This is a genomic window from Jannaschia marina, assembly GCF_013404595.1.
Taxonomy (GTDB): Bacteria; Pseudomonadota; Alphaproteobacteria; order Rhodobacterales; family Rhodobacteraceae; genus Jannaschia; species Jannaschia marina.
The window spans coordinates 559,651-581,904 of record NZ_JABVAX010000001.1 but is presented as its reverse complement, the minus strand read 5'-3'; the positions used below and the strand labels follow the sequence as shown (position 1 = coordinate 581,904).

Genomic DNA, 22,254 nt, shown 5'->3' with positions numbered 1-22,254 from the left:
GGGATGACAACTCCGTTCGAACGGAGTTGCATCGGGCGGTCTCGCCCGATCCCCTTTCAGGCGACCGTCGGCCCGCTCTTGCCCGCCGCGTCGTACTGGAAGCTGCCGGGCTTGAAGCCCACGCCCGTATCGGCCTTCTTCATCGACCGCTGCAACGCGATCAGATGCAGCGCCGCCTGCGCCGCGCCCCCCGCCGTATCGAGACGTTCGGCGTCGGCGCGCTCCTCGGCCTGCTCCATGTTCTCGACCGTGATGATGCCGTTACCGATGCAGGCCCCGCCGAGGCCAAGCGTGGCGATGGCCCGTGCGCTCTCGTTCACGACGACGTCGTAATGCGACGTTCGCCCCCGGATGACGCAGCCGAGCGCGACATAACCGTCATAGTCGCTCTGGCGGTGGGCGATGCCGATTGCCGTCGGGATCTCGAGCGAGCCGGGCATCTCCACCGTCTCGTGCGTGGCCCCCGCCCGCTCAATCACCGCGCGGGCCGAGGCGAGCTGGGCCTTCGAGATCGCGCCGTAGTATGGCGCGATCACGATCAGCACCTTGCACGGTTTGTCGAAGGACGGGAGCGGCAGTTCGTTGTCGGAGTGTCCAGCCATGGATCAGCCTTTCGGAATGGGGCGCGTGCCGGTGATGCTCAGGCCATAGGCTTCGAGACCCACGACCCGGGGCGCGCCGGAGTTCGTCACGAGTTCCATTTCATGTACCCCCAGCGCCGCGAGGATCTGCGCGCCAAGGCCGTACTGGCGCAGCTTGCGCGGGCTCACGCCGTCGGCGTCGAGCTTCATCTCGGTGTCGCGCAGGAGGACGACGATCCCCCGACCCTCCTCGGCGATGACCTGCATCGCGCCGGCGAGGTCGCTGTCGCCGATGCCGAGCGTGTCGGGCAGCGGGTTCATCGCATGCATCCGCACGAGCACCGGCGCGTCGCTCGCGATGTCGCCCTTCGAGAGCACGATATGCTCGGCCCCCTGCGTCTCGTCGGTGAAGACGCGCATCTCCCACTCGCCCCCGTAGAGCGACGTGACGGTCCGCGACGTCCCTTCGTGCACGAGGTTGTCGTGGCGGCGGCGATAGGAGATCAGATCGCTGATCGTCCCGATCTTCAGGCCGTGCCGCTGCGCGAAGGCGATGAGGTCGGGCAGGCGCGCCATCGTGCCGTCCTCGTTCATGATCTCGCAGATCACGCCCGAGGGGTTAAGCCCCGCCAGCCGGGAGATATCGGTCGCCGCCTCGGTATGGCCCGCACGCACAAGAACACCGCCGTCCCGCGCCCGGAGCGGAAAGACATGACCCGGCGTCGCGATGTCGGCCGCGCCCTTGGTGGCGTCGATCGCCACGCTGACGGTGCGGGCGCGGTCGCCAGCGCTGATGCCCGTGCTGACACCCTCACGCGCTTCGATCGAGAGGGTGAACGCCGTCTCGTGGCGCGAGGAGTTCTGCGACGCCATCAGCGGCAGGCCGAGCGCGTCGATCCGCTCGCCCGTGAGCGTCAGGCAGATCAGGCCGCGCCCGTGGGTCGCCATGAAGTTGATCGCATCCGGTGTCGCCATCTGTGCGGGGATCACGAGGTCGCCCTCGTTCTCCCGGTCCTCGTGATCGACGAGGATGAACATCCGGCCGTTGCGCGCATCCTCGATGATCTCCTCGATCGAGGAGATCACCTCGCGGAATTCGGTCTCGACGGGGCCCGGGGCCTCGAAGGGGATGGGATCGGCCATGGAACACCTCCTGCTCGTGCCGGGTCTAGTCCGCCGGGGCAGCGAGGGCCAGAGGCCGCGCGCGAAACGCGGCGTCCTGTCAGGTGCCGCCGCCGCGGGTCTGCATGTCGCGCACCATCTTCAGGACCATGCGGCGCGGCAGGAAGGGGATGACCCAGTTCACGAGGAACGACAGCTTGGCCTCGTTCACCACATGCAGCTTGCCCGCCATCATCGCGTCGTAGCCGACCTTGGCGACGGACGCGGGCGTCTGCCCCTCGCGGGTCAGGGGGATGTCGCGCATGTCGGCACGGTCGGCGAAATCCGTCTCCACGTAGCCCGGTGCCAGGACGGTCACGGTCACTCGATGTTCGCGCAGCTCCTCCGCCAGTGCGAGGCTGAAGCTGTTCACGAAGGCCTTTGTCGCGAAGTAGGTCGCCTGCAGCGGCCCCGGCATCATCCCCGCGGTCGAGCCGACGTTCAGGATGCGCCCCCCGCCCCGCGCAACCATCGCACGGCCCATCACGTGGCAGAGGCGGACCACGGCCTCGATGTTGAGGTCGATCATCGCCAGGTCGTCCGCGACCTCGCCTTCTAGAAACGGGCCGCGCCCGCCGAACCCGGCGTTGTTGATGAGAATGCCGATGTCCCGCTCGGCGCAGGCCGCGAGGACGGCATCGACCCCCTCGGCGGTCCCAAGGTCGGCCGCGACGGGCGTGACCGAGATGCCGTGCGCGGCTTCGAGCTCGACCTTCAGGGCCTCGAGTTGCGGAAGGCGGCGCGCGGTGACGATCAGGTCGCCGCCCTGCGCCGCGTGGTATTCCGCGATGGCCCGGCCGATCCCGCCCGAGGCTCCGGTGACGAGCGCGAGCGTCATGCCGCCGCCCCGAAGTAGCGTGCCCCGCTCAGGTAGCCACCCGCGCGCAGGGCCGCGCACCAGCTTTGCTCGAAGTCGGTCTCGCCGATCAGGAGGACGGCATCCGCGGGAAGTTTCTCGCGCTCCAGCAGGGCGCGCAACTCGGCGCGCAGGTCGGTCCAGCTTGCCGTGAACCGCGGCGCAGGAGCCGCGAAATCGAGCGGCGCAACGGGATCCGCCGGCAGAGGCGCGTGCATCAGCCCGCCGCGCCGGGCCTCCACCACGGCGATCTTGGCGGCACGGGCGGCCTCCATCTCGGCCCGTCGGATCATGCCGAGCGCGTTCGAGGAGAAGAGAAGCGCCGCGATGTCGCGCCCCGTGCCCGCCCGGATCGAGGCATAGGTGCCGTAGTCGAGGCCGATGGCCGCCGCGCGCCGAACCCGCATCCTCACAACCTCGACCGGAATCGTGTTCGGGATGAGGGCCTTCCGGGCCCTGCGCCACTGATGGAGCCGAGCGGAGTAGCCGTTGAAATCCTGGCCGGAGTTGTGGCCGATACCGGGTCTGTGCTGTGTCATCCGACAAGTCGTGCATGGGACCGCGGCCGGCGCAAGGGTCCGTCGCCCGGCAGGCGTCCGTCGGCCCGGACCTGCCGCGCATTTCATCGTATCGGCCCGGGTTCCGGGCTCAGTCCGGTTCAAGCCAGCCGGCCGTTCGCGTCGCATCGGCCCGGGCCGCGCCGGCATCGGCGAACCCCGTGCGCGGCGGATGCAGGTGTCGCCAGCCGTGTGCATCCTCCGGGTCACGGCGGCATTCGACCCAGCCGAAGCCGTCACCCGTCCGCAGGATGTCGATGCAGCGGTCGCCGGTGCCGTCTTCCAGCGAGGCGACGACGAGAGGGCGGCCGCTCAGGATGCCGTCTCCGCCAGACGCGCGACGTAGCGGGCGAGCGTGTCGATCTCGAGGTTCACCAGATCGCCCGCCGCGCGGTCGCCCCAGGTCGTCACCTCCTGCGTATGCGGGATGAGGTTGACGCCGAAGACGCGGCCCTCGACCTCGTTCACGGTGAGCGACGTGCCCTGCAAGGCGACCGAACCCTTGGGGGCGATGAAGCGGGCCAGCGCCTCGGGGGCCTGGAAACGGTAGCGCATCGAGTCGCCCTCGGGTGCGATCGACAGGATCTCGGCCGTGCCGTCCACATGGCCCGAAACGATGTGTCCGCCGAGTTCGTCGCCGAGGCGCAGCGCCCGTTCGAGGTTCACGCGCGCGCCCTCCGTCCAGGCCCCGAGCGCCGTCTTCGACAGGCTCTCGGCGCTGACGTCCACGTCGAACCAATGTCCGTCGTCGCCCGTGCCGCGGTCCACGACCGTCAGGCAGCAACCGTCGCAGGCGATGGAGGCCCCGAGGTCGATCGTCGCCGGTTCGTAGACCGTTCCGATCCGCACCCGCAGGTCGCCGCGTCGCTCGAGCGCGCGAACGGTTCCGATATCGGTGACAATGCCTGTGAACATGCGGCCTCCGGTGCTTTCCTCCCAGCTAGTCCCGTGTCCCGGAGGCCGCAAGTGCCCCAATCGTGACACAATCGCGCCTTTCCCCTGCCCACGCGACGCCGGATAAGGGGGGGAAGCAATCCGAGGGGCGAAATGCGTCCAGCGCGTCGATTCCTGTTCCTGCAAGGGCCGCACGGGCCCTTCTTCCACCGGCTGGGGGCGCTCCTGCGCGCGGCCGGCTGCAGGACGTGGCGTGTCGGGTTCAACCGCGGCGACGAGTCCTTCTGGTTCGATCGCGCCAGCTACATTCCATATCAGGACGCGCCCGAAGCATGGCCCGCGCGCTGTGCGGCGATCATGGCCGAGAAAGAGATCACCGATCTCGTGCTCTACGGCGACGTGCGCGCGATCCACGCCGAGGCGATCGAGGTGGCCCGCGCCGAGGGGATCACCGTGCACGTCTTCGAGGAAGGCTATCTGCGGCCCTGGTGGGTCAGCTACGAGCGCGGCGGGTCGAACGCCCACTCGCGCCTGATGGACAAGTCGGTACCGGAAATGCAGGCCGCTCTGGCCGAGCTCGACCTCGACCTGCCCGATGCACCCGCGCACTGGGGCGATATGCGCCACCATGTCTTCTACGGGATGCTCTACCACTGGTTCGTCGTGTCCCGCCCAGGCCGCTATCGCAAGTACCGCCCCCATCGGGCCATCACGGTGATGCAGGAGTTCCGTCTCTACCTGCGCCGCCTCCTGACGATGCCGGTCACGGCGCTGCAACGGAAGATCTCGACCTACCGGATCACCCATGGCGGCTTCCCCTACCACTTGTGCCTGATGCAGCTGGAGCACGATGCGAGCTTCCGCGCCCATTCGCCCTATGCCTCGATGACCGACTTCCTCGAGGAGGTGATCGAAGGCTTCGCCAAGGGCGCACCGACGCATCACCACCTCGTCCTCAAGGCGCATCCGCTCGAGGACGGCCGCGCGCCGGTCCTGGGGACGATCCGGCGTCTGGTGGAGGACTACGGTCTGGACGGCCGCGTGCATTACCTGCGCGGCGGCAAACTCGCCGGGCTGATGAACGAGGCGCGCAGCGCGATCACCGTCAATTCCACCGCGGCGCAGCAAGCGCTCTGGCGCGGGCTGCCGGTCAAGGCACTCGGCCGGTCGGTCTATTCCAAGCCGGAATTCGTCAGCGATCAGCCCATCGCCGAGTTCTTCGCCGACCCCGAGCGCCCCGACAGCCGCGCCTACCGCGACTACCGCCACTACCTTCTGGAAACCTCGCAGGTCGCCGGCGGCTTCTACTCCTCGCGGGGACGGCGGCAGCTTCTGCGCCAGGTCGTCGACATGATGCTGTCGGACCTCGACCCGTACGACCGGCTGGCGACGGGCAAACCCGCGCCCCGGCAGAACTTGAAACTCGTGTCAGGATAGGCGCGAAAACCAGAGCCCAAGGGCCCGGACGGGGGCAAACCCCCGCGAAGAGGACCGGCCGGCAGAGTGAAAGGCAGAGCAAGTGAGCAGACAGGTAACCCGGACGGCGAAATCCATCGCACTGTTCCTGGCCGTGACCCTGGTGGCATCCTGCGGGACGCTGCCACGGTCGGGGCCCAACAAACGCGAGATCTTCCAGGGCTCGGTCCTGAACGGCGGCGACGCCTTCATCGTCAGCGTGAACCCGCGGGTCACCGCGGCGACCGCCGTGACCCCGGCGCTTGGCTTCTCGTCCGAGTTCCGTCACGCCGGGCTCCTCGGGGCAGACACCATCCGCCCGGGCGACACGCTGGGCCTCATCATCTACGAAAACGTCGAGGACGGCCTCCTGACCAATGCCGGTGCCTCGGCATCGCTCATCGACGAGGTTCAGGTCGACGCCTCGGGCATGATCTTCATCCCCTACGCCGGACGCCTGCGCGCGGCGGGCAGCACGCCCGAGGCGTTGCGCCGTCTCATCACCCGCCGCCTCGACGAGCAGACGCCCGACCCGCAGGTCGTGGTCCGCCGGCTGGCCGGCGACGGGGCCACCGTCAACGTCGTGGGCGGGACCGGCCAGCAGGGCGTCTTCCCGATCGAGCGCCCGACCCGCACACTGACCGGTATGATCGCCGCGGCCGGCGGCGTGGCGATTCCGCCCGACGTCGCGCTCGTCAACGTGCAGCGCGGCAGCCGGACCGAGACGGCCTATCTCTCCGATCTCTTCAAGAACCCGGGCATGGACATCGCGCTGCGCAACGGCGACACGATCTTCGTGGAGCAGGATACACGCGCCTTCTCCGTCCTCGGGGCGACCGGCACGCAGACGCGGCTCGAATTCGAGACCGAGGTCATCACCGCGATCGAGGCGCTGGCGCAGGTCGGAGGCCTGAACCCGGTGCTGGCCAATCCCACGGGCGTCTTCGTCTTCCGCAATGAGCCGCAGGAAATCGCGCAGGCCGTCATGGGCCGCGACGATCTCGTCGGGACGCAGCGGGTAGTCTACGTCCTCGACCTGACGGAGCCGAACGGCATGTTCGACGCGCGAGATTTCATCATTCGCGACGGCGACACGATCTACGTGACCGAGGCACCGATCGTCGCCTGGAACCGTTCGGTCGCAGCCCTTTTCGGCTCGCTCGGCCAGATCACCGGTGCCGCCACCACGGTCTCCTCGCTCGGCAACTGACGTGACCCCGCCGCCCGAGACAGGCCCGCCGCCGACGGTGGCGCGCTTCGTCTCGGGCGGCTTCCTCTCATCCCGCATCCGTCGCATCGCCTGGCTCGCGGGCGTCGACCTGCGTCCCGGCCTGCCGCGCCGGGGCGAAGCCGTCGCGGCATGGGGACATGCCGGCACCGCCGCACGGGCCGAGGCCGTCGCGGCGCGCTTCAGGGCCCCGATCCTGCGGGTGGAAGACGGGTTCCTGCGCTCCCTCCATCCCGGTCGCACGCGCGAACCCACCTTGTCGCTCACGCTCGACCGCTCCGCCGCCTATTTCGACAGCCGCACGCCCTCCGAGCTCGAAACACTCCTTGCGACACATCCTTTCGACGACGGGGACCTGATCGGGCGCACCCGTCACCTGATGGAGGAATGGGCGCGCTCGGGCGTGACGAAATACGCGGCGACGCGGGCAGACCTCGTGCCTCCCGACCCGGGCTACGTGCTCGTCGTCGACCAGACCCGAGGCGACGCGTCCATCCGTCTCGGCGGCGCGTCGGACGCCACCTTCCGGGAGATGCTCCTCATCGCGCGGGAGGAGAACCCGGGCGCGCGCATTCTCATCAAGACCCATCCGGAAACTCAGGCCGGCCACCGCGCGGGCCACTACGGCGAGGCCGATGCCGTCTTCGGCGCGGAACTCGAGACCCGGCCCCTGCCGCCCAAGGCGCTGCTGGCCGGTGCGGTGAAGGTCTATACGGTCTCCAGCCAGATGGGCTTCGAGGCCATCCTGCACGGCCACCGTCCCGTCACCTTCGGGCAGCCGTTCTACGCCGGCTGGGGTCTCGACGACGACCGGATGCCCCTCGACCGGCGGCACCGCAAACTCACGCGCACGCAGCTCTTTGCGGGCGCGATGACGCTCTATCCGAAGTGGTACGATCCGCACCGCGACCGGCTCTGCGACCCGGTCGACGTCGTCCGCATCCTCGAAGCCCGCGCCCGTGCCTGGCGCGAGGACCGGGCGGGCTGGGCCGCGCCGGGGATGCGGCTCTGGAAGCGCGCGCCGCTGCGCCGGTTCCTGTCCGGACAGGTGCGCTACACGGAGGACGCGACGCGGCGGGCCCTTGTCTGGGGTGCGCCCGCCGATGAGGACGAGGCCGCGACCCGGCTCGAGGACGGCTTCCTGCGGTCCCGCGGGCTCGGCGCGGATCTCGTGCCGCCGCTCTCGCTCGTCCTCGACGGCCGCGGCATGTACTTCGACCCGACCCGACCCTCCGACCTCGAGGAAAAGATTATCGCGGCCAGCCAACTCGACCCGCGTGCGCTCAGCCGGGCGCGGGCGCTGCGGCAGGCGATCGTGGCGGCGGGCCTGTCGAAATACAACGTCGGAGACGTCCCGCCCGATCTGCCGGAGGGGCGCTTCGTGCTCGTCCCCGGCCAGGTCACCGACGACGCGTCGATCCGCCTCGGCACATCGGAGGTGGCCGACAACGCCACCCTCCTGCGCGCGGCCCGCGCGGCGAACCTCGACGCCTGCATCGTCTACAAACCGCACCCGGACGTGGAAGCCGGCCTGCGCGACGGCGAGATCGACGCCGCCGAGGCCGACGTGATCGCGCGGGCGGCCGACCCGGTTGCGCTCATCGCGCGGGCCGCGTCGGTCTGGACGATGACCTCGCTGCTCGGGTTCGAGGCGCTCCTGCGCGACGTTCCCGTCACCACGCTCGGCGCGCCGTTCTACGCCGGCTGGGGCCTGACGACCGACCTCGGCCGCACGCCCGCCCGCCGCCGCGCCGCCCGACCCTCTCTCGATGCACTGGTCCAGGCGGTGCTGATCGACTACCCGCGCTACTTCGATCCCGTCACCGGGACGGCGGCCCCGCCGGAAGCGATCGTCCACCGCCTCGCCTACGGCCCGGACCCGCGGCGCGGACCAGGCAATCGTCTTCTGGCGAAGGCACAGGGGGCGCTGGCCTCCTACGCGCATCTCTGGCGATAGCGTCGCCGCTGTCATCGTCGGGCCCGACCCGACGATCTCCGGCCAGACCGTCTTTCAGGTTGCTGCAAGATGGTCGGTTCGAGCCCGACCAGGACGACAGCCCACCTACCGGTCAAGCCGTGCCAAGACTTCGTCGGTAAGCGCCGTCATCTCGTCGGAGGCGGCCTTGGCCCCGGGGTATTCGCAGGCCCCCTGCCCCTGACCGAGCGCCTCGGCGTAGGCCACGCGTTGGCCGATGACGGTCTCGACGGTATCGGCTTCGAGCCCCGACAGCGCCGCGCGGATCTTGCCCGAAAGCTTCGTACCCGCCCGCGCCCGGTTCAGGACGACGAGGGGCCGTTTGCCCTCGCGCGCCGCCAGTTCCAGCACGCCCTCGGTCGCCCAGAGGTCCACTTCGGAGGCGGAGACCGGCACAACGACCAGATCGGCAATGCGAAGGGCCGGCTTCAGGTCACTGTCGATCTTGGGCGGCGTGTCGATCAGGATGAAGTCGTAGTCGTCCTGATACTTCGAACACTCGAACGTCACACCCCAGGCCGAGGAGGTCGAAAACGTGATGTCGCCCTTCAATCCGCTCGTCCGCTCGTAGCGCGTCATGAACCAGCGCCCGAGCGAGCCCTGCGGATCGACGTCGAGAAGCGCGACCCGATGGCCGCGCCGCGCAAGCTCCGTCGCGACATGCGCGGTGAAGGTGGTCTTGCCCGAGCCGCCCTTCTGCTGGGCGATGGTGATGATCGTGGCCATGGGGCCTCCACCGATGCTGCATTGCGGCATAACACTGCGTCAGCGGGCCGCGAAGGTCAATCCGGCGGCGGGGCCGTGGAGCCGCGCACCACCAGGCGCGAGGGCAGGACGTGCCGCGCCGCCGCGAGCGTGCCGCCGGCGCGAAGTCCCCCGATCAGCATCTCGGCGGCCTGCCGGCCGAGGGCGGCACGCGGCTGGTGGACGGTCGTGAGCGGCGGGATATAGCGCTCCGAGAACTCCACGTCGTCGAACCCTACGACGCTCACATCGGCGGGGCAGCGCAGGCCCATCCGATCCGCCTCGCTGATGAAGCCGAAGGCGCATTCGTCGGACGCGCAGATCACCGCGCTCGCCCGCGCAGGCTGCGCGGCCCAGACCCGAGCGGCCCGCGCGCCGCTTTCCATCGTGAAGTCGCCGGACAGCAGGCTCGCCGGGTCGGCGGTCAACCCGTGGCGCGCGAGCCCCTCACGGAACCCCCGCAACCGCTCGCGCGAGAGGACGTTGCACGCGGGTCCGCCCACGAAGGCCAGATGCCGGTGACCCAGGGCGACGAGATGGTCGACGGCGAGGCCGAGGCCGCCGGCATTGTCGGTGCCGACACAGGCCAGATCGGCCGCGTCGATCCACTCGCAGACCATGACGACCGGAACGCCCCATCCCGTCACCATTTCCGCGTCGAGCCCGCCGTCGAAGAGCAGGATGCCGTCGGATCGCCCGTCGCGGCCGAAAACGGCAAGACGCTCTCCCTCGACCAGACTGTCGGAGATCTGCACCGTCAGGCCGGCAGCGCCCGCCACCTCCTGCACGCTGGCGAAGATGCGGCTGAAGAAGGTGTTGGCGAGGTTCGGGGCCAGAACGGTGATCGCCCGCGCCCGGCGCGAACGCAGATCGCGCGCGGCGGCGTTGACGCGATATCCGATCGCCTCGACAGCGCGCAGCACCTTGTCCCGCGTCTCCTTGCCCACCCGGTCGGGCGAAGAGAGCGTGCGGCTGACGGTGGCCGTCGACACGCCTGCGGCGCGGGCGACATCTGCGATACGTGCGGTCGGTTTCATTCGCGCCTGTCTGGTTCGGATAAAAACAATTGCCAGCCGAAAGCGCCTATGTAAACGATTACATGAACGCGCCGACTCGGGGAGTGGTCGGCCGACGCGGGAGGACAGCATGAAGACGATCAAGGGCCCCGGCCTGTTCCTGGCGCAGTTCGCCGGCGACGACGCACCGTTCAATTCCTGGGATGCGATCACGAAGTGGGCCGCCGATTGCGGCTACGAGGGCGTGCAGGTGCCGAGCTGGGAAGGGCGGCTCTTCGACCTGAAGACCGCCGCCGAGAGCAAGGACTACTGCGACACCTTCAAGGGTCAGGCGGCGGAGAACGGGATCGAGGTGACGGACCTCTCGACCCACCTCCAGGGCCAACTCGTCGCCGTCCACCCCGCCTACGATACCGCCTTCGACGGCTTTGCCGACCCGAGCGTCCACGGCGACCCGAAGGCGCGGCAGGAATGGGCAGTCGATCAGGTGAAGATGGCGATCACCGCGTCGCGCAACCTCGGCGTCGATCAGCACGTCACCTTTTCGGGCGCGCTGGCCTGGCCCTATGTCTACCCTTGGCCGCAGCGCCCGGCGGGCCTCGTGGAGGCCGCCTTCGACGAGCTGGCGAAGCGGTGGCGGCCGATCCTCGACCATGCCGAAGAACACGGCATCGACGTCTGCTACGAGATCCACCCCGGCGAGGACCTGCACGACGGTGTCACGTTCGAGATGTTCCTCGAGCGGGTCGACGATCACGCCCGCTGCAACATGCTCTACGATCCGTCGCATTACGTGCTGCAGTGTCTCGACTATCTCGACAACATCGACATCTACCGAGACCGCATCAAGATGTTCCACGTCAAGGACGCGGAGTTCAATCCGACCGGGCGGCAGGGTGTCTACGGGGGCTATCAAAGCTGGGTGGACCGCGCGGGGCGCTTCCGCAGCCTCGGCGACGGTCAGGTCGATTTCGGGGCGGTCTTCTCCAAGATGGCGGCCAATGATTTCGACGGCTGGGCCGTGGTCGAATGGGAATGCGCGCTCAAGCATCCGGAAGACGGGGCGCGCGAGGGGGCGGAGTTCGTCCGCCAGCACATCATCCACGTTACCGACAAGGCCTTCGACGACTTCGCCGACGGCGGGGCCGACGACGCGGCCAACCGCCGGATGTTGGGGATCGACCGATGAGCCGGATCCGTCTGGGCATGGTCGGCGGCGGGGCCGGTGCCTTCATCGGGGCCGTCCATCGCATCGCCGCGCGACTGGACGACCGATACGAATTGGTGGCGGGAGCGTTTTCCTCAACGGCAGACAAGTCAAAAGCCTCCGGCGCGGAGCTCGGGATCGACGAGAAGCGCTGCTACGGCGATTTCACCGAAATGGCCAAGCGCGAGGCGCGGCTGAAAGACGGGATCGAGGCGGTCGCGATCGTGACGCCGAACCACGTCCACTATCCTGCCGCCCGCGAGTTCCTGAAGCGCGGCATCCATGTCATCTGCGACAAGCCGCTGACCTCGACACTGCCCGACGCGAAGAAGCTGGTGAAGGTGGCGGGGAAATCCGACGCGCTGTTCGTGCTGACGCACAATTACACCGGCTACCCGATGGTGCGGCAGGCCCGCGACATGGTGGCGTCCGGTGCACTCGGCAAGATCCGGGTGGTTCAGGTCGAATATCCGCAGGACTGGCTGACCGAGGCCGCCGAGACCGAGGGGCTCAAACAAGCCGAATGGCGCACCGACCCGGAGCGTTCTGGTGCCGGCGGCTGCGTGGGCGACATCGGCACCCATGCCTACAACCTCGCGGGCTTCGTGACCGGGCTCGAGGCCGAGAGCCTTGCCGCCGACCTGCACACCTTCGTCGAGGGCCGACGGCTCGACGACAACGTGCACGTCCTGCTCCGCTATGCGGGCGGGGCCCGCGGGATGCTCTGGTCGAGCCAGGTCGCGCCGGGCAACGAGAACGCGCTGCGCCTGCGGGTCTACGGCGAGACCGGCGGGCTGGAGTGGGCGCAGGAAGACCCGAACTACCTTTGGCACACACCCTTCGGCGAGCCGAAGTGCAAGCTCACCCGCGGCGGTGCCGGCTTCACCGAGACCACCGGCAGCCGCATTCCCCCGGGCCACCCCGAAGGCTATCTCGAGGGCTTCGCCAACCTCTACGATCAGGCGGCGGATCTGATCGTGGCGCACCGCGACGGCAAGACCCCCGCGCATCTGCTGCCGACGGTGGAGGATGGCCTGAAGGGCGTGCAGTTCATCGACGCCTGCGTCCGGTCCTCCCGCCGGAACGCAGCCTGGGTCGATCTGTGAAGCTTACCCTTTCGCAGATCGACCGCAGTTTCGGAGCCGTGCAGGTGCTGCACGGCATCGGCATCACGCTGCAGCCAGGCGAGGTCCATGCCCTCATCGGCGAGAACGGGGCCGGCAAGTCGACGACGATGAAGATCATATCGGGCTATCTCGCGCCGACGGCCGGTAAGGTCGCGCTCGACGACGCGCCGGTCACCTTCGCGGGCAGCCAGGATGCGGAGGCACGGGGCGTCGTGCTGATCCACCAGGAGTTCAACCTCGCCGAGCAGTTGACGGTCGAGCAGAACATCTTCCTCGGCCACGAGTTGAAACGCGGGTTTCTCCTCGACAAGGCGGCGATGCGCGAGAAGGCGGCCGCGCTCCTGAAGCGGCTCGACTGCAACGTGGCGCCCACGGCGACCGTGCGCGACATCTCGAACCCCGACAAGCAGATGGTGGAGATCGCCAAGGCTCTGTCGCGCGATGCGCGCGTCCTCATCATGGACGAGCCGACCGCCGTGCTGACCGAGCGGGAGGCCGAGAGCCTCTTTACGCAGGTCGACCGGCTGCGCGCGGACGGCGTGGCGATCCTGTTCACCTCGCACAAGCTCGACGAGGTGAAGCGTATCTCGGACCGCGTGACGATCCTGCGGGACGGGCGCGTCGTGGGTCAGCACGCGACGGCGGACCTCAGCGAGGACGACATGGCGACGGCGATGGTCGGGCGCGACGTCTCCTCGCTCTACCCCGAGCGGGCCGGACCCGTGGGATCGGAGGTGGTTCTGAGCGTGCGCAATCTCCAGGTGCCGGGCCATGCGCGCGACATCGAGTTCGAACTGCGCGTCGGGGAGATCCTGGGGCTCGCCGGCCTGATCGGCTCGGGCCGGACGGAGACGATGGAGGGCCTCGTCGGCCTGCGGACGGCAACGGCGGACATCGCCGTCGACGGTCGGCCCGCGTCCTTCCAGACCCCGCGCGCCGCGCTCGACGCGGGCGTCGCCTACCTGACGGAAGACCGCAAGGAACGCGGCCTGCTGCTGCGCAAGGGAATGCGCGAGAACCTGACGCTGCAATCGCTGTCGGACTTCACCCGCCTCCTGATCGACGAGTCCGCCGAAGACGCAGCGCTGACCAAGGCCATCGCGGATTTCGACATCCGTGCGCCGCACCGGGGCGTGGACGTCGGCAACCTCTCGGGCGGCAACCAGCAGAAGCTGCTTCTGGCCAAGACGATGCTGGCCGAACCCCGGATCGTCATCATCGACGAGCCGACGCGCGGCATCGACATCGGCACCAAGCAACAGATCTACGAATTCATCCACGCCCTCGCCGCCGAGGGCAAATCCATCATCGTCATTTCGTCGGAGATGCAGGAAGTCATCGGCCTCTCCGACCGCGTCCTCGTGATGCGGGAGGGCCGCATCACGGGCGAGCTTTCGGGCGACGACATCACCGAAGACCGCATCATCCGCCTCGCCACGGGGCTCGATGGGCTGAAGGGGGCCGCAGCATGATGGCCAAGCTGGACCTGCGCGTATTGGGCCCGATCCTCGCCCTGGTGGCGTTGATCGTGGTCGGCGCGCTGCTCAATTCGAACTTCCTGAGCGCGGGCAACGTCACCAACGTCCTTTCGCGCTCGGCCTTCATCGGCATCATCGCGGTCGGCATGACCTTCGTCATCACGTCCGGAGGGCTCGACCTCTCCGTCGGGTCCATGGCGGCCTTCATCGCGGGGTTGATGATCCTCGTGATGAACGGGCTTCTGCCGACGCTCGGGCCGGGCGTCGCGCTCGTCCTCGTCGGAATACTGGCCGCGCTTCTGGCCGGGACGGTGGCGGGCTTCGTCAACGGCTTCCTCATCACGACCATGCGGATCGAGGCCTTCATCGTCACGCTGGGCACCATGGGCATCTACCGCAGCCTCGTGACCTGGCTCGCCGACGGCGGCACGCTCTCGCTCGACTTCGGGATGCGCACCGTGATCCGGCCGATCTACTTCGGCGGCATCCTCGGCATCAGCTGGCCGATCATCGTCTTCGCCCTCGTCGCCATCACCGGCGAGATCGTCATGCGGCGCGCGGCCTTCGGGCGGCACGCGGCGGCCGTCGGCTCGAACGATCAGGTGGCGCGTTATTCATCGGTCAACGTGGACCGCGTGAGGATGCTGACCTACGTCTTCCTCGGGCTCCTCGTTGGGGTGGCGACGATCATGTATGTCCCCCGCCTCGGCTCCGCGTCGAGCAGCACGGGCGTCCTGTGGGAACTGGAGGCCATCGCCGCCGTCATCATCGGGGGAACCATGCTCAAGGGCGGCTTCGGCCGCGTCTGGGGCACGGTGATCGGCGTCCTGATCCTGAGCCTCATCGACAACATCCTGAACCTGACCGACGGGGTCAGTCCCTATCTCAACGGGGCGATCCAGGGGGTCATCATCATTCTCGCCGTGATCCTGCAGCGGGAACGCAAAGCCGGGAGCTGAGGAGGCCCCCGGGACACACCAAGGGAGGAAAGACCATGAAACATCTCGCACTGGCGACCCTGATGGCCGCGACGGCCCTGCCCGCGCTCGCCCAGGACACGAAGGTCATCGGGGTCTCGATCCCGGCGGCGACCCACGGCTGGGCCGGCGGCATGAACTTCCACGCGCAGGAGGCCGTGGATCGACTGGAGGAGGTCTATCCCGAGCTCGACTTCGTGCTCGCGACCGCCTCGGACCCGTCAAAGCAGGTGAACGACATCGAGGACATGCTGGCCACGCGCAACATCTCCGCGCTCGTCGTCCTGCCCTTCGAGAGCGAGCCGCTGACGAGCCCCGTGAAGGCCGTCGCCGACAGCGGGGCGTGGGTCACCGTGGTGGACCGTGGCCTGGCGCAGGAAGGGATCGAGGATCTCTACGTCGCGGGCGACAACCCCGGCTTCGGCCGCGTCTCGGGCGAATACATGGTTTCGGCCCTGCCCGAGGGCGGCAAGATCGTCGCCCTGCGCGGTATCCCGACGACCATCGACAACGAGCGGGTCGAGGGCTTCCAGGCGGCGATCGAAGGTTCGGGCATCGAGATCCTCGACATGGAGCACGGCAACTGGAACCGCGACGACAGCTTCACCGTCATGCAGGACTTCCTGTCGAAGCACCCCGAGCTCGACGCCGTCTGGGCCTCGGATGACGACATGGCGATCGGCGTGCTGGCCGCGATCGAGGCGGCGGGGCGCGACGACATCCAATTCGTGCTGGGTGGGGCCGGCATGAAGGAGATGATCAAGCGCACAGCGGACGGCGACACCATGATCCCGGCGAACGTCACCTATCCGCCCTCGATGATCGCCACCGCGATCGAGATGACGGCCGTGGGCCTGACCTCGACCGCCCCCGTCGCGGGCACCTTCACCATCGGCTCCGTCCTCGTGACGCAGGACAACGCGATGGAGTTCTACTACCCCGACAGCCCGTTCTGATCGGACGGGATTGCAACACGGGGGCCGCACCTTCGGGGGCGGCCCTTTGCGTTGGCGACCGGGCCTGCTAGGCCCACAGCACCCAACACGGAGTCTTCATGTCCCGGTAATGTGGGGAGGCCGATGTCCTCCCGGTGCAGATCGACCGCCGCACTCGCCCGCGTGGCGAGGGTCTTACTGTGCTCCTCACACTGACCAGTGCCCGCACGGCACGACATGAAAGCAGATCCGATGACACGGGACTATTCCCAGTTCTTTCCCAAGGCGGCGCAGACGCCCGCCACCGCAAACCCCTTGCTCGCCCTCGGCTGGCATCCCCATTTCGCCTCGCAGATCGAAAGCGGCGACCTCGACGCCCGCCCGCCGATCCGCGTGACCGAGGTGCAGCGCAGCGGCCTGACCGTCGCCGGCGACGGGATCGAGACCACCCTGCCCCCGCGCCCCGATGCCACCGTGGGCGACTGGCTCCTCCTCGATCCGGAGCGCCCGGGCGACAGCCAACTCCTCGAAAGGCGCAGTCTCCTCCGGCGGCGCGCGCCCGGAACGGGACGGCAGGTCCAGTTGATCGCCGCCAATATCGACACGCTCTTCGTCGTTACCTCCTGCAACGCCGACTTCAACGTTGCACGGCTGGAACGCTACATCGCCCTCGCCTTCGAGGCCGAGATCGACCCGGTCATCCTTTTGACGAAGGCTGACCTGGCCGAAGACGCGGACCGCTACGCGGCCGAGGCCGGTGTGATCTCGGAGCGGGTCCCCGTCGTCACGCTCGACGCGCGGGGCACGGACCCGGACACCCGGCTCGCCCCCTGGACGAAGCCCGGGCGAACCGTCGCCTTCCTCGGCTCCTCCGGGGTGGGGAAATCGACCCTGACGAATGCGCTCTTGGGGCGGGCCACCCTCGCGACGCAGGGCATCCGGGAAGACGACGCCAAGGGCCGCCACACGACCACGGCGCGCCAATTGCACCGCATCCCGGGCCGCGGCTGCGTGCTGGATACGCCGGGCATGCGGGAGTTGCGCCTGACCGATGTCGCCGACGGGATCGGGAATCTCTTTGCCGACCTCGTGACGCTGGCCGCCGAGTGCCGCTTCCGCGACTGCGCCCACGAAAGCGAGCCCGGATGCGCCGTCCGGGCGGCCATCGCGGAGGGAACGCTCGATGCCGCGCGACTGGCCCGGTGGCGCAAGCTTCAGGCGGAGGAGCGGTTCAATGCGGCGTCCCTCGCGGAGCGCCGGGCCAGCGACAGGGACTTCACTCGGATGGTGCGGCGCGTGATGAAGGAGAAGCCGAACAGGCGGTGAGGCCTGGTCCGTCGCCTTCGGGCGGCGGGCCGTTCGTCGGGCATCAGGAAGAAACCTGGTGGAGCCGAGGGGAATCGAACCCCTGACCTCGTCATTGCGAACGACGCGCTCTACCAACTGAGCTACGACCCCAACGCGACGCGTATGGCGGCGGGCGAAAGGCGTGTCAAGCGGATGGGCGGACCCGAATCGCGGGCCTGCGCGTTACTCCGGGCATAACCCGGAGTTCCGATGTAATGACGTTGTCCAAAGGCCTGTGGTTCCTGCGCGATCTGCTGCGTCAGGTCTGGGTGCGGGTCGCTCTCTACTCCCTGCTCGCCGTCGCGAGCGCCGGGCTCGCACCGCTCCTCGGGCCGCTGATGCCCGATAGCCTGCGTGATCTCATGGGTCGCGATCCGACCTTGCAGCTCCTCTCGGTCCTGACCAATTCGATGCTGACGGTCTCGACCTTCTCCCTGTCGGTGATGGTGGCCGCACACCAGTTTGCCGCAAGCCAGGCGACGCCGCGTTCCCACCGCCTCCTGCGGGAGGACGGGCGCACGCAGCGGGTACTCGCCACCTTCATCGGGGCGTTCGTCTTCGCCATCGTGTCCCGGGTGCTGGTGAATGCAGGGGCCTATGACGCGCAGGACTTCCCCATCATCTACGGCACCACGATCCTCGTCCTCCTGGCCGTCATCGTCGCGCTCATCCGCTGGGTGCAGCAACTCGCCGCCCTCGGGTCGATGGAAAAGACGACGGGCCGGGTCGAGGCCGCGACGCGGGCGGCAATGGAAACGATGGCGGCGAACCCGAATTTCGGCTGCGCCACCATCCCGACCGACGAGGCCGCCCGCGGCCGCCCCGTCGCGGCGCAGGAATTCGGCTACGTGCGCTACGTCGACTTCGAGAAGCTCTCGGAGCACGCGGGCCCCGAGGGCCAAGTCGACGTTCTCGTCCGGCCGGGCGACTGGGTGGGGCCGGGCGACCCCGTCCTGCGCGTCGGGGCGGCGCAGGTCGACGACGAGGAGCTGCTCGACGACATCGTGGTCGGGGACCTTCGCAGTTTCGACCAGGATCCGATCTTCGGACTGCAGGTCATGTCGGAAATCGGCCAGCGTGCACTCTCACCCGGCCTGAACGACCCCCAGACGGCCGTCGATGTCATCAAGCGGCAGTCGCGCCTCCTGCACCTCTGGACGGGGGCCGAGGCCGAGGATCCGCTGCCCGGCCTGAGGGTGCCGCGGACCTCGCCGACCGAAGCGGTCGAAGTCGCGCTCGACCGCATCGCGCGCGACGGGGCCACCCTCGTCGAAGTGCAGCACGCCCTGCAAGCCGCGCTCGCACGGCTGATGGATCACGAAGACCCGGAAATGCGCCTGGCCGCCGAGCGCATTTCCGTCCGCGCGCTGGAGCGATCGGATGCGGCGCTCGCCTTGCAGGAAGACCGCGACACCGTGCGCGCCGCGGCCCCGTGACCTATTCCGCCGCCTCCAGGTAGTCCTCGACCGGCGGGCAGGTGCAGATCAGGTTGCGATCGCCCGCGACATTGTCGACGCGATTGACCGGCGGCCAGTACTTGTCGACCCGGAAGGCCCCCGGCGGGAAGCACCCGGCCTCGCGCGTGTAGGGCCTATCCCAGTCGCGGACGAGATCCTCCATCGTATGCGGCGCGTTCTTGAGCGGATTGTTCACGGCGTCGATCTTGCCGGTCTCGATCGCCCACACCTCCTCGCGGATGGCAAGCATCGCGTCGATGAAGCGGTCGAGTTCGGGCTTTGGCTCGCTCTCGGTCGGCTCGACCATCAGCGTACCGGCCACCGGCCAGGACATCGTGGGCGCGTGGAATCCATTGTCCATGAGCCGCTTCGCCACGTCATCGACGGTGACGCCCGCCGCCTCCTTGAAGGGGCGGGTGTCGAGGATGCATTCGTGCGCGATCCGCCCGTTCCGCCCCTTATAGAGCACGTCGTAGGCCCCTTCGAGCCGGCGCGCGATGTAGTTCGCCGAGAGGATCGCGACCTTCGTCGCCTGGGTCAGACCCGCGCCGCCCATCATCATCACGTAGGCATAGGAGATCGGCAGGATCGACGCACTGCCGAAGGGCGCGGCCGAAACCGGCCCGGTCGCGCCACCCGTTTCGGGATGGCCCGGAAGATGCGCGGCCAGATGCGCCTTCACGCCGATCGGCCCCATGCCCGGGCCGCCGCCGCCATGGGGGATGCAGAAAGTCTTGTGCAGGTTCAGGTGGCTGACGTCCGCGCCGATCTCGCCGGGCTTCGACAGGCCGACCATGGCGTTCAGGTTCGCCCCATCGAGATAGACCTGCCCGCCATGCGCATGGGTGATCTCGCAGACCTCGCGCACGGTGTCCTCGAAGACGCCATGGGTCGAGGGATAGGTGATCATGCAGGCGGCGAGGTCATCGCCCGCCGCCTCGGCCTTGGCGCGGAAGTCGTCGAGGTCGACGTCACCGTTCTCCGCCGCCTTGACGATCACCACCTTCATCCCCGCCATCTGCGCCGAAGCCGGGTTGGTGCCATGGGCCGAGGTCGGGATGAGGCAGACGCGCCGGTTCTCCTGACCGTTGGCGGCGTGATAGGCGGCAATGGTCAGAAGCCCCGCGTATTCGCCCTGCGCGCCGGAGTTCGGCTGCATCGACATCGCATCGTATCCGGTGATGACGCAGAGCCGGTCGGAGAGCTCCTCGATCATCTCGCGGTAACCGGCAGCATCCTCGGCGGGCGCAAAGGGATGGATGCGCCCGAACTCGGGGAAGGTGACGGGCATCATCTCGACGGCCGCATTCAGCTTCATCGTGCAGGAGCCGAGCGGGATCATCGCGCGGTCGAGCGCGAGATCGCGGTCGGCCAGACGACGCATGTAGCGCATCATCTCGGCCTCGGCCCGGTTCATGTGGAAGATCGGGTGGGTCAGGTATTCTGTCGTGCGGGCCAGATCGGCGGGAATGTCGGTGCGCGGCTCCGGCACATCGTCCACACCGAAGGCCCCGAGCAGGCGGGCGAGGATGTCAGCGTCCGTCACCTCGTCGCAGGCGATGGTCAGCCGATCGGTGCCAACCCGGCGCAGCGTGATGTCGGCGGCCCGGGCCGCTTGCCAGATGACGCCCTGCATCGGCCCGACGTGGACCGTCAGAGTATCGAAGATTGACCCCGCAGCCACCTCGAACCCGGCCCCGCGAAGCGCATCGCGGAGTGCAACGGCGTGGGCATGAACATGGGTGGCGATGTGGTGCAGGCCCTTCGGCCCGTGGAAGACGGCGTAGAAGCTCGCCATCACGGCCAACAGCGCCTGCGCGGTGCAGACGTTCGACGTCGCCTTTTCCCGTCGGATGTGTTGCTCCCGCGTCTGCAGGCTCAGGCGGTAGGCCTTGTTGCCATGGCTGTCAACGCTCACGCCGACGATGCGGCCGGGCATGGACCGCTTGTACGCATCGGCACAGGCGAAGAAGGCGGCGTGCGGACCGCCGTAGCCCAGCGGCACGCCGAAGCGCTGCGCGGAGCCGACGGCGATGTCGGCCCCCATCGCGCCCGGCTCCTTCAGCAGGCACAGCGCCAGCAGATCCGTCGCCACGATGCCGAGCGCCTTCTCGGCGTGGAGCGCCTCCATCTGGGGCGTCAGGTCGCGCAATGCCCCGGTCGTGTCCGGGTATTGGAAGATCGCGCCGAAGGCGTCGCCGGGCACGAGCTCCGAAATCGGACCGACCCGCAGGTCGATGCCCAAGGGCTCCGCCCGCGTGCGCATGACCGCGATGTTCTGGGGGTGGCAGTTCTCGTCCACGAAGAACGCGGTGGCTTTCGATTTCGCCACCCGCTGCGCCATGACCATCGCCTCGGCGCAGGCCGTGGCCTCGTCGAGAAGCGAGGCGTTGGCGACGGGCAGGCCCGTCAGGTCGCTCACCATCGTCTGGAAGTTCAGCAGCGCCTCGAGCCGGCCCTGGGCGATCTCGGGTTGATAGGGAGTGTAGGCCGTGTACCAGGCCGGGTTTTCGAGGATGTTCCGCTGGATCGCGGGCGGCGTCACCGTGTCGGAATAGCCCTGCCCGATCATCGACACGGTCACCCGGTTCTTCGCGGCCAGCGCCCGCATCCGCCCGAGGATCGCGTGTTCGGTCATCTGCGGCCAGGGCAGCGGCTCGGCCTGCCGGATCGACTTCGGCACAGTTTCGTCGATGAGCGCGTCGAGGCTGTCGGCACCGACGACGGAGAGCATCTCGTCCATCTCGTCGGGCGAGGGCCCGATATGGCGGCGGTTGGCGAAATCGTAGGTGTCGTAGTCGGTCAGGGGCATCGGTCGCTCCGGGTTTTCGCGAAGGTAAGGGCGGGGTTCGACCCGCCCTGCGGGCACGGCGAGGGCGGTGCCTCAGTCGCCCACGAAGTCCTTGTAGGCATCCTCGTCCATCATGCCGTCCATCTCCTCGGGGGTGGTCGTCGTCATCTTGAAGAACCACGCCGCTTCGGCGTCCTCGTTCACCAGACCCGGTGTATCGGACAGCGCCTCGTTCACCTCGGTGATCTCCCCGTCGAGCGGCGACAGGATGTCGGAGGCTGCCTTGACGCTTTCGATCACCACGATCTCCTCGCCCTTCGTCACCGTGCGCCCGACCTCGGGCAGCTCGATGAAGACGACGTCGCCGAGTTGCGTCGCGGCATGTTCGGTGATGCCGACGGTGACGACGCCATCGTCGTTGTCGAGCCATTCGTGATCTTCGGTGTACTTCATGGAACCTCCTGGTCT

19 protein-coding genes and 1 tRNA gene are annotated in these 22,254 nt (G+C 68.5%); 10 read left to right on the top strand and 10 right to left on the bottom strand.

The genetic code is table 11. The features are described 5' to 3' along the window. Positions 1-56: 56 nt before the first annotated feature. From HSX43_RS03000 to HSX43_RS02980, 5 genes are all read right to left on the bottom strand, one after another. Positions 57-602 (bottom strand): 6,7-dimethyl-8-ribityllumazine synthase, encoded by a 546-nt coding sequence (locus HSX43_RS03000; protein WP_179378594.1) that lies wholly within the window; start codon positions 600-602, stop codon positions 57-59. Positions 603-605: 3 nt separating this feature from the next. Next, positions 606-1,724, bottom strand: a complete 1,119-nt coding sequence (gene ribB / locus HSX43_RS02995; protein WP_179378593.1) for a 3,4-dihydroxy-2-butanone-4-phosphate synthase — start codon at positions 1,722-1,724, stop codon at positions 606-608. A gap of 79 nt (positions 1,725-1,803) precedes the next feature. Beyond that, positions 1,804-2,580, bottom strand: coding sequence for an SDR family NAD(P)-dependent oxidoreductase (locus tag HSX43_RS02990; protein WP_179378592.1), 777 nt, complete (start codon positions 2,578-2,580; stop codon positions 1,804-1,806). After that, a complete protein-coding gene (locus tag HSX43_RS02985) occupies positions 2,577-3,137 on the bottom strand; it encodes a hypothetical protein (RefSeq protein ID WP_208454443.1) in 561 nt (186 codons plus the stop codon). Before HSX43_RS02985 ends, HSX43_RS02990 begins: the two co-directional genes overlap by 4 nt. A 330-nt stretch (positions 3,138-3,467) precedes the next feature. Beyond that, a complete protein-coding gene (locus HSX43_RS02980) occupies positions 3,468-4,070 on the bottom strand; it encodes a riboflavin synthase (protein WP_179378591.1) in 603 nt (200 codons plus the stop codon). 132 nt (positions 4,071-4,202) lie between these two features. Between HSX43_RS02980 and HSX43_RS02975 the strand changes: the two genes are divergently transcribed. The 3 genes from HSX43_RS02975 to HSX43_RS02965 all read left to right on the top strand — a co-directional run bounded on the left by HSX43_RS02975 (position 4,203) and on the right by HSX43_RS02965 (position 8,689). Continuing rightward, positions 4,203-5,486 carry a capsule biosynthesis protein gene (locus HSX43_RS02975; RefSeq protein WP_179378590.1) on the top strand — a complete coding sequence of 428 codons (1,284 nt, stop codon included), beginning with the start codon at positions 4,203-4,205 and terminating at the stop codon, positions 5,484-5,486. Positions 5,487-5,568: 82 nt separating this feature from the next. Further along, positions 5,569-6,714 carry a polysaccharide biosynthesis/export family protein gene (locus HSX43_RS02970; RefSeq protein ID WP_179378589.1) on the top strand — a complete coding sequence of 382 codons (1,146 nt, stop codon included), beginning with the start codon at positions 5,569-5,571 and terminating at the stop codon, positions 6,712-6,714. 1 nt (position 6,715) lies between these two features. Continuing rightward, positions 6,716-8,689: a capsular polysaccharide biosynthesis protein gene (locus HSX43_RS02965; RefSeq protein ID WP_179378588.1), complete on the top strand. Its 1,974-nt coding sequence runs from the start codon at positions 6,716-6,718 to the stop codon at positions 8,687-8,689. Positions 8,690-8,794: 105 nt separating this feature from the next. Here the strand turns inward: HSX43_RS02965 and parA are convergent, their stop codons facing one another. Continuing rightward, a complete protein-coding gene (gene parA / locus HSX43_RS02960; protein ID WP_179378587.1) occupies positions 8,795-9,433 on the bottom strand; it encodes a ParA family partition ATPase in 639 nt (212 codons plus the stop codon). Between the two features lie 56 nt (positions 9,434-9,489). Continuing rightward, on the bottom strand, positions 9,490-10,488 hold the full coding sequence (locus HSX43_RS02955) for a LacI family DNA-binding transcriptional regulator (protein WP_179378586.1): 999 nt from the start codon (positions 10,486-10,488) through the stop codon (positions 9,490-9,492). 109 nt (positions 10,489-10,597) lie between these two features. Here HSX43_RS02955 and HSX43_RS02950 point away from each other — a divergent pair, with 109 nt between their 5' ends. The 6 genes from HSX43_RS02950 to rsgA all read left to right on the top strand — a co-directional run bounded on the left by HSX43_RS02950 (position 10,598) and on the right by rsgA (position 17,517). Continuing rightward, the gene (locus HSX43_RS02950) at positions 10,598-11,656 is read left to right on the top strand and encodes a sugar phosphate isomerase/epimerase family protein (RefSeq protein ID WP_179378585.1); all 1,059 of its coding nucleotides are present in this window, start codon (positions 10,598-10,600) and stop codon (positions 11,654-11,656) included. Continuing rightward, entirely contained in the window at positions 11,653-12,780 is a 1,128-nt protein-coding gene (locus HSX43_RS19540) for a Gfo/Idh/MocA family protein (protein ID WP_179378584.1), read from the top strand. The genes HSX43_RS02950 and HSX43_RS19540 overlap by 4 nt, the downstream gene beginning before the upstream one ends. Then, positions 12,777-14,273, top strand: a complete 1,497-nt coding sequence (locus tag HSX43_RS02940; protein ID WP_179378583.1) for a sugar ABC transporter ATP-binding protein — start codon at positions 12,777-12,779, stop codon at positions 14,271-14,273. Before HSX43_RS19540 ends, HSX43_RS02940 begins: the two co-directional genes overlap by 4 nt. Continuing rightward, positions 14,270-15,238, top strand: a complete 969-nt coding sequence (locus HSX43_RS02935; protein WP_179378582.1) for an ABC transporter permease — start codon at positions 14,270-14,272, stop codon at positions 15,236-15,238. The genes HSX43_RS02940 and HSX43_RS02935 overlap by 4 nt, the downstream gene beginning before the upstream one ends. A gap of 35 nt (positions 15,239-15,273) precedes the next feature. Then, complete coding sequence (locus tag HSX43_RS02930; protein WP_179378581.1) at positions 15,274-16,212, top strand: ABC transporter substrate-binding protein; 939 nt, start codon at positions 15,274-15,276, stop codon at positions 16,210-16,212. A gap of 231 nt (positions 16,213-16,443) precedes the next feature. Further along, positions 16,444-17,517: a ribosome small subunit-dependent GTPase A gene (gene rsgA / locus HSX43_RS02925; RefSeq protein ID WP_179378580.1), complete on the top strand. Its 1,074-nt coding sequence runs from the start codon at positions 16,444-16,446 to the stop codon at positions 17,515-17,517. Positions 17,518-17,573: 56 nt separating this feature from the next. Here rsgA and HSX43_RS02920 read toward each other — a convergent pair. Then, a tRNA-Ala gene (locus HSX43_RS02920) sits at positions 17,574-17,649 on the bottom strand. 104 nt (positions 17,650-17,753) lie between these two features. Here HSX43_RS02920 and HSX43_RS02915 point away from each other — a divergent pair. Beyond that, positions 17,754-18,974, top strand: coding sequence for a DUF2254 domain-containing protein (locus HSX43_RS02915; protein WP_179378579.1), 1,221 nt, complete (start codon positions 17,754-17,756; stop codon positions 18,972-18,974). A 1-nt stretch (position 18,975) separates the two neighbouring features. On the opposite strand, the gene gcvP is transcribed toward HSX43_RS02915, so the two are convergent. Further along, complete coding sequence (gene gcvP, locus HSX43_RS02910) at positions 18,976-21,807, bottom strand: aminomethyl-transferring glycine dehydrogenase (protein ID WP_179378578.1); 2,832 nt, start codon at positions 21,805-21,807, stop codon at positions 18,976-18,978. A 72-nt stretch (positions 21,808-21,879) separates the two neighbouring features. Beyond that, positions 21,880-22,239 carry a glycine cleavage system protein GcvH gene (gene gcvH, locus HSX43_RS02905; protein WP_179378577.1) on the bottom strand — a complete coding sequence of 120 codons (360 nt, stop codon included), beginning with the start codon at positions 22,237-22,239 and terminating at the stop codon, positions 21,880-21,882. Positions 22,240-22,254: the final 15 nt, after the last annotated feature.

Bases quoted from the DNA above. Each gene is read 5' to 3' on its own strand.
- HSX43_RS03000 (WP_179378594.1), bottom strand. From the start codon at position 602: ATGGCTGGACACTCCGACAACGAACTGCCGCTCCCGTCCTTCGACAAA.
- ribB (WP_179378593.1), bottom strand. From the start codon at position 1,724: ATGGCCGATCCCATCCCCTTCGAGGCCCCGGGCCCCGTCGAGACCGAA.
- HSX43_RS02990 (WP_179378592.1), bottom strand. From the start codon at position 2,580: ATGACGCTCGCGCTCGTCACCGGAGCCTCGGGCGGGATCGGCCGGGCC.
- HSX43_RS02985 (WP_208454443.1), bottom strand. From the start codon at position 3,137: ATGACACAGCACAGACCCGGTATCGGCCACAACTCCGGCCAGGATTTC.
- HSX43_RS02980 (WP_179378591.1), bottom strand. From the start codon at position 4,070: ATGTTCACAGGCATTGTCACCGATATCGGAACCGTTCGCGCGCTCGAG.
- HSX43_RS02975 (WP_179378590.1), top strand. From the start codon at position 4,203: ATGCGTCCAGCGCGTCGATTCCTGTTCCTGCAAGGGCCGCACGGGCCC.
- parA (WP_179378587.1), bottom strand. From the start codon at position 9,433: ATGGCCACGATCATCACCATCGCCCAGCAGAAGGGCGGCTCGGGCAAG.
- HSX43_RS02955 (WP_179378586.1), bottom strand. From the start codon at position 10,488: ATGAAACCGACCGCACGTATCGCAGATGTCGCCCGCGCCGCAGGCGTG.
- HSX43_RS02950 (WP_179378585.1), top strand. From the start codon at position 10,598: ATGAAGACGATCAAGGGCCCCGGCCTGTTCCTGGCGCAGTTCGCCGGC.
- HSX43_RS19540 (WP_179378584.1), top strand. From the start codon at position 11,653: ATGAGCCGGATCCGTCTGGGCATGGTCGGCGGCGGGGCCGGTGCCTTC.
- HSX43_RS02935 (WP_179378582.1), top strand. From the start codon at position 14,270: ATGATGGCCAAGCTGGACCTGCGCGTATTGGGCCCGATCCTCGCCCTG.
- HSX43_RS02930 (WP_179378581.1), top strand. From the start codon at position 15,274: ATGAAACATCTCGCACTGGCGACCCTGATGGCCGCGACGGCCCTGCCC.
- rsgA (WP_179378580.1), top strand. From the start codon at position 16,444: ATGACACGGGACTATTCCCAGTTCTTTCCCAAGGCGGCGCAGACGCCC.
- HSX43_RS02915 (WP_179378579.1), top strand. From the start codon at position 17,754: ATGACGTTGTCCAAAGGCCTGTGGTTCCTGCGCGATCTGCTGCGTCAG.
- gcvP (WP_179378578.1), bottom strand. From the start codon at position 21,807: ATGCCCCTGACCGACTACGACACCTACGATTTCGCCAACCGCCGCCAT.
- gcvH (WP_179378577.1), bottom strand. From the start codon at position 22,239: ATGAAGTACACCGAAGATCACGAATGGCTCGACAACGACGATGGCGTC.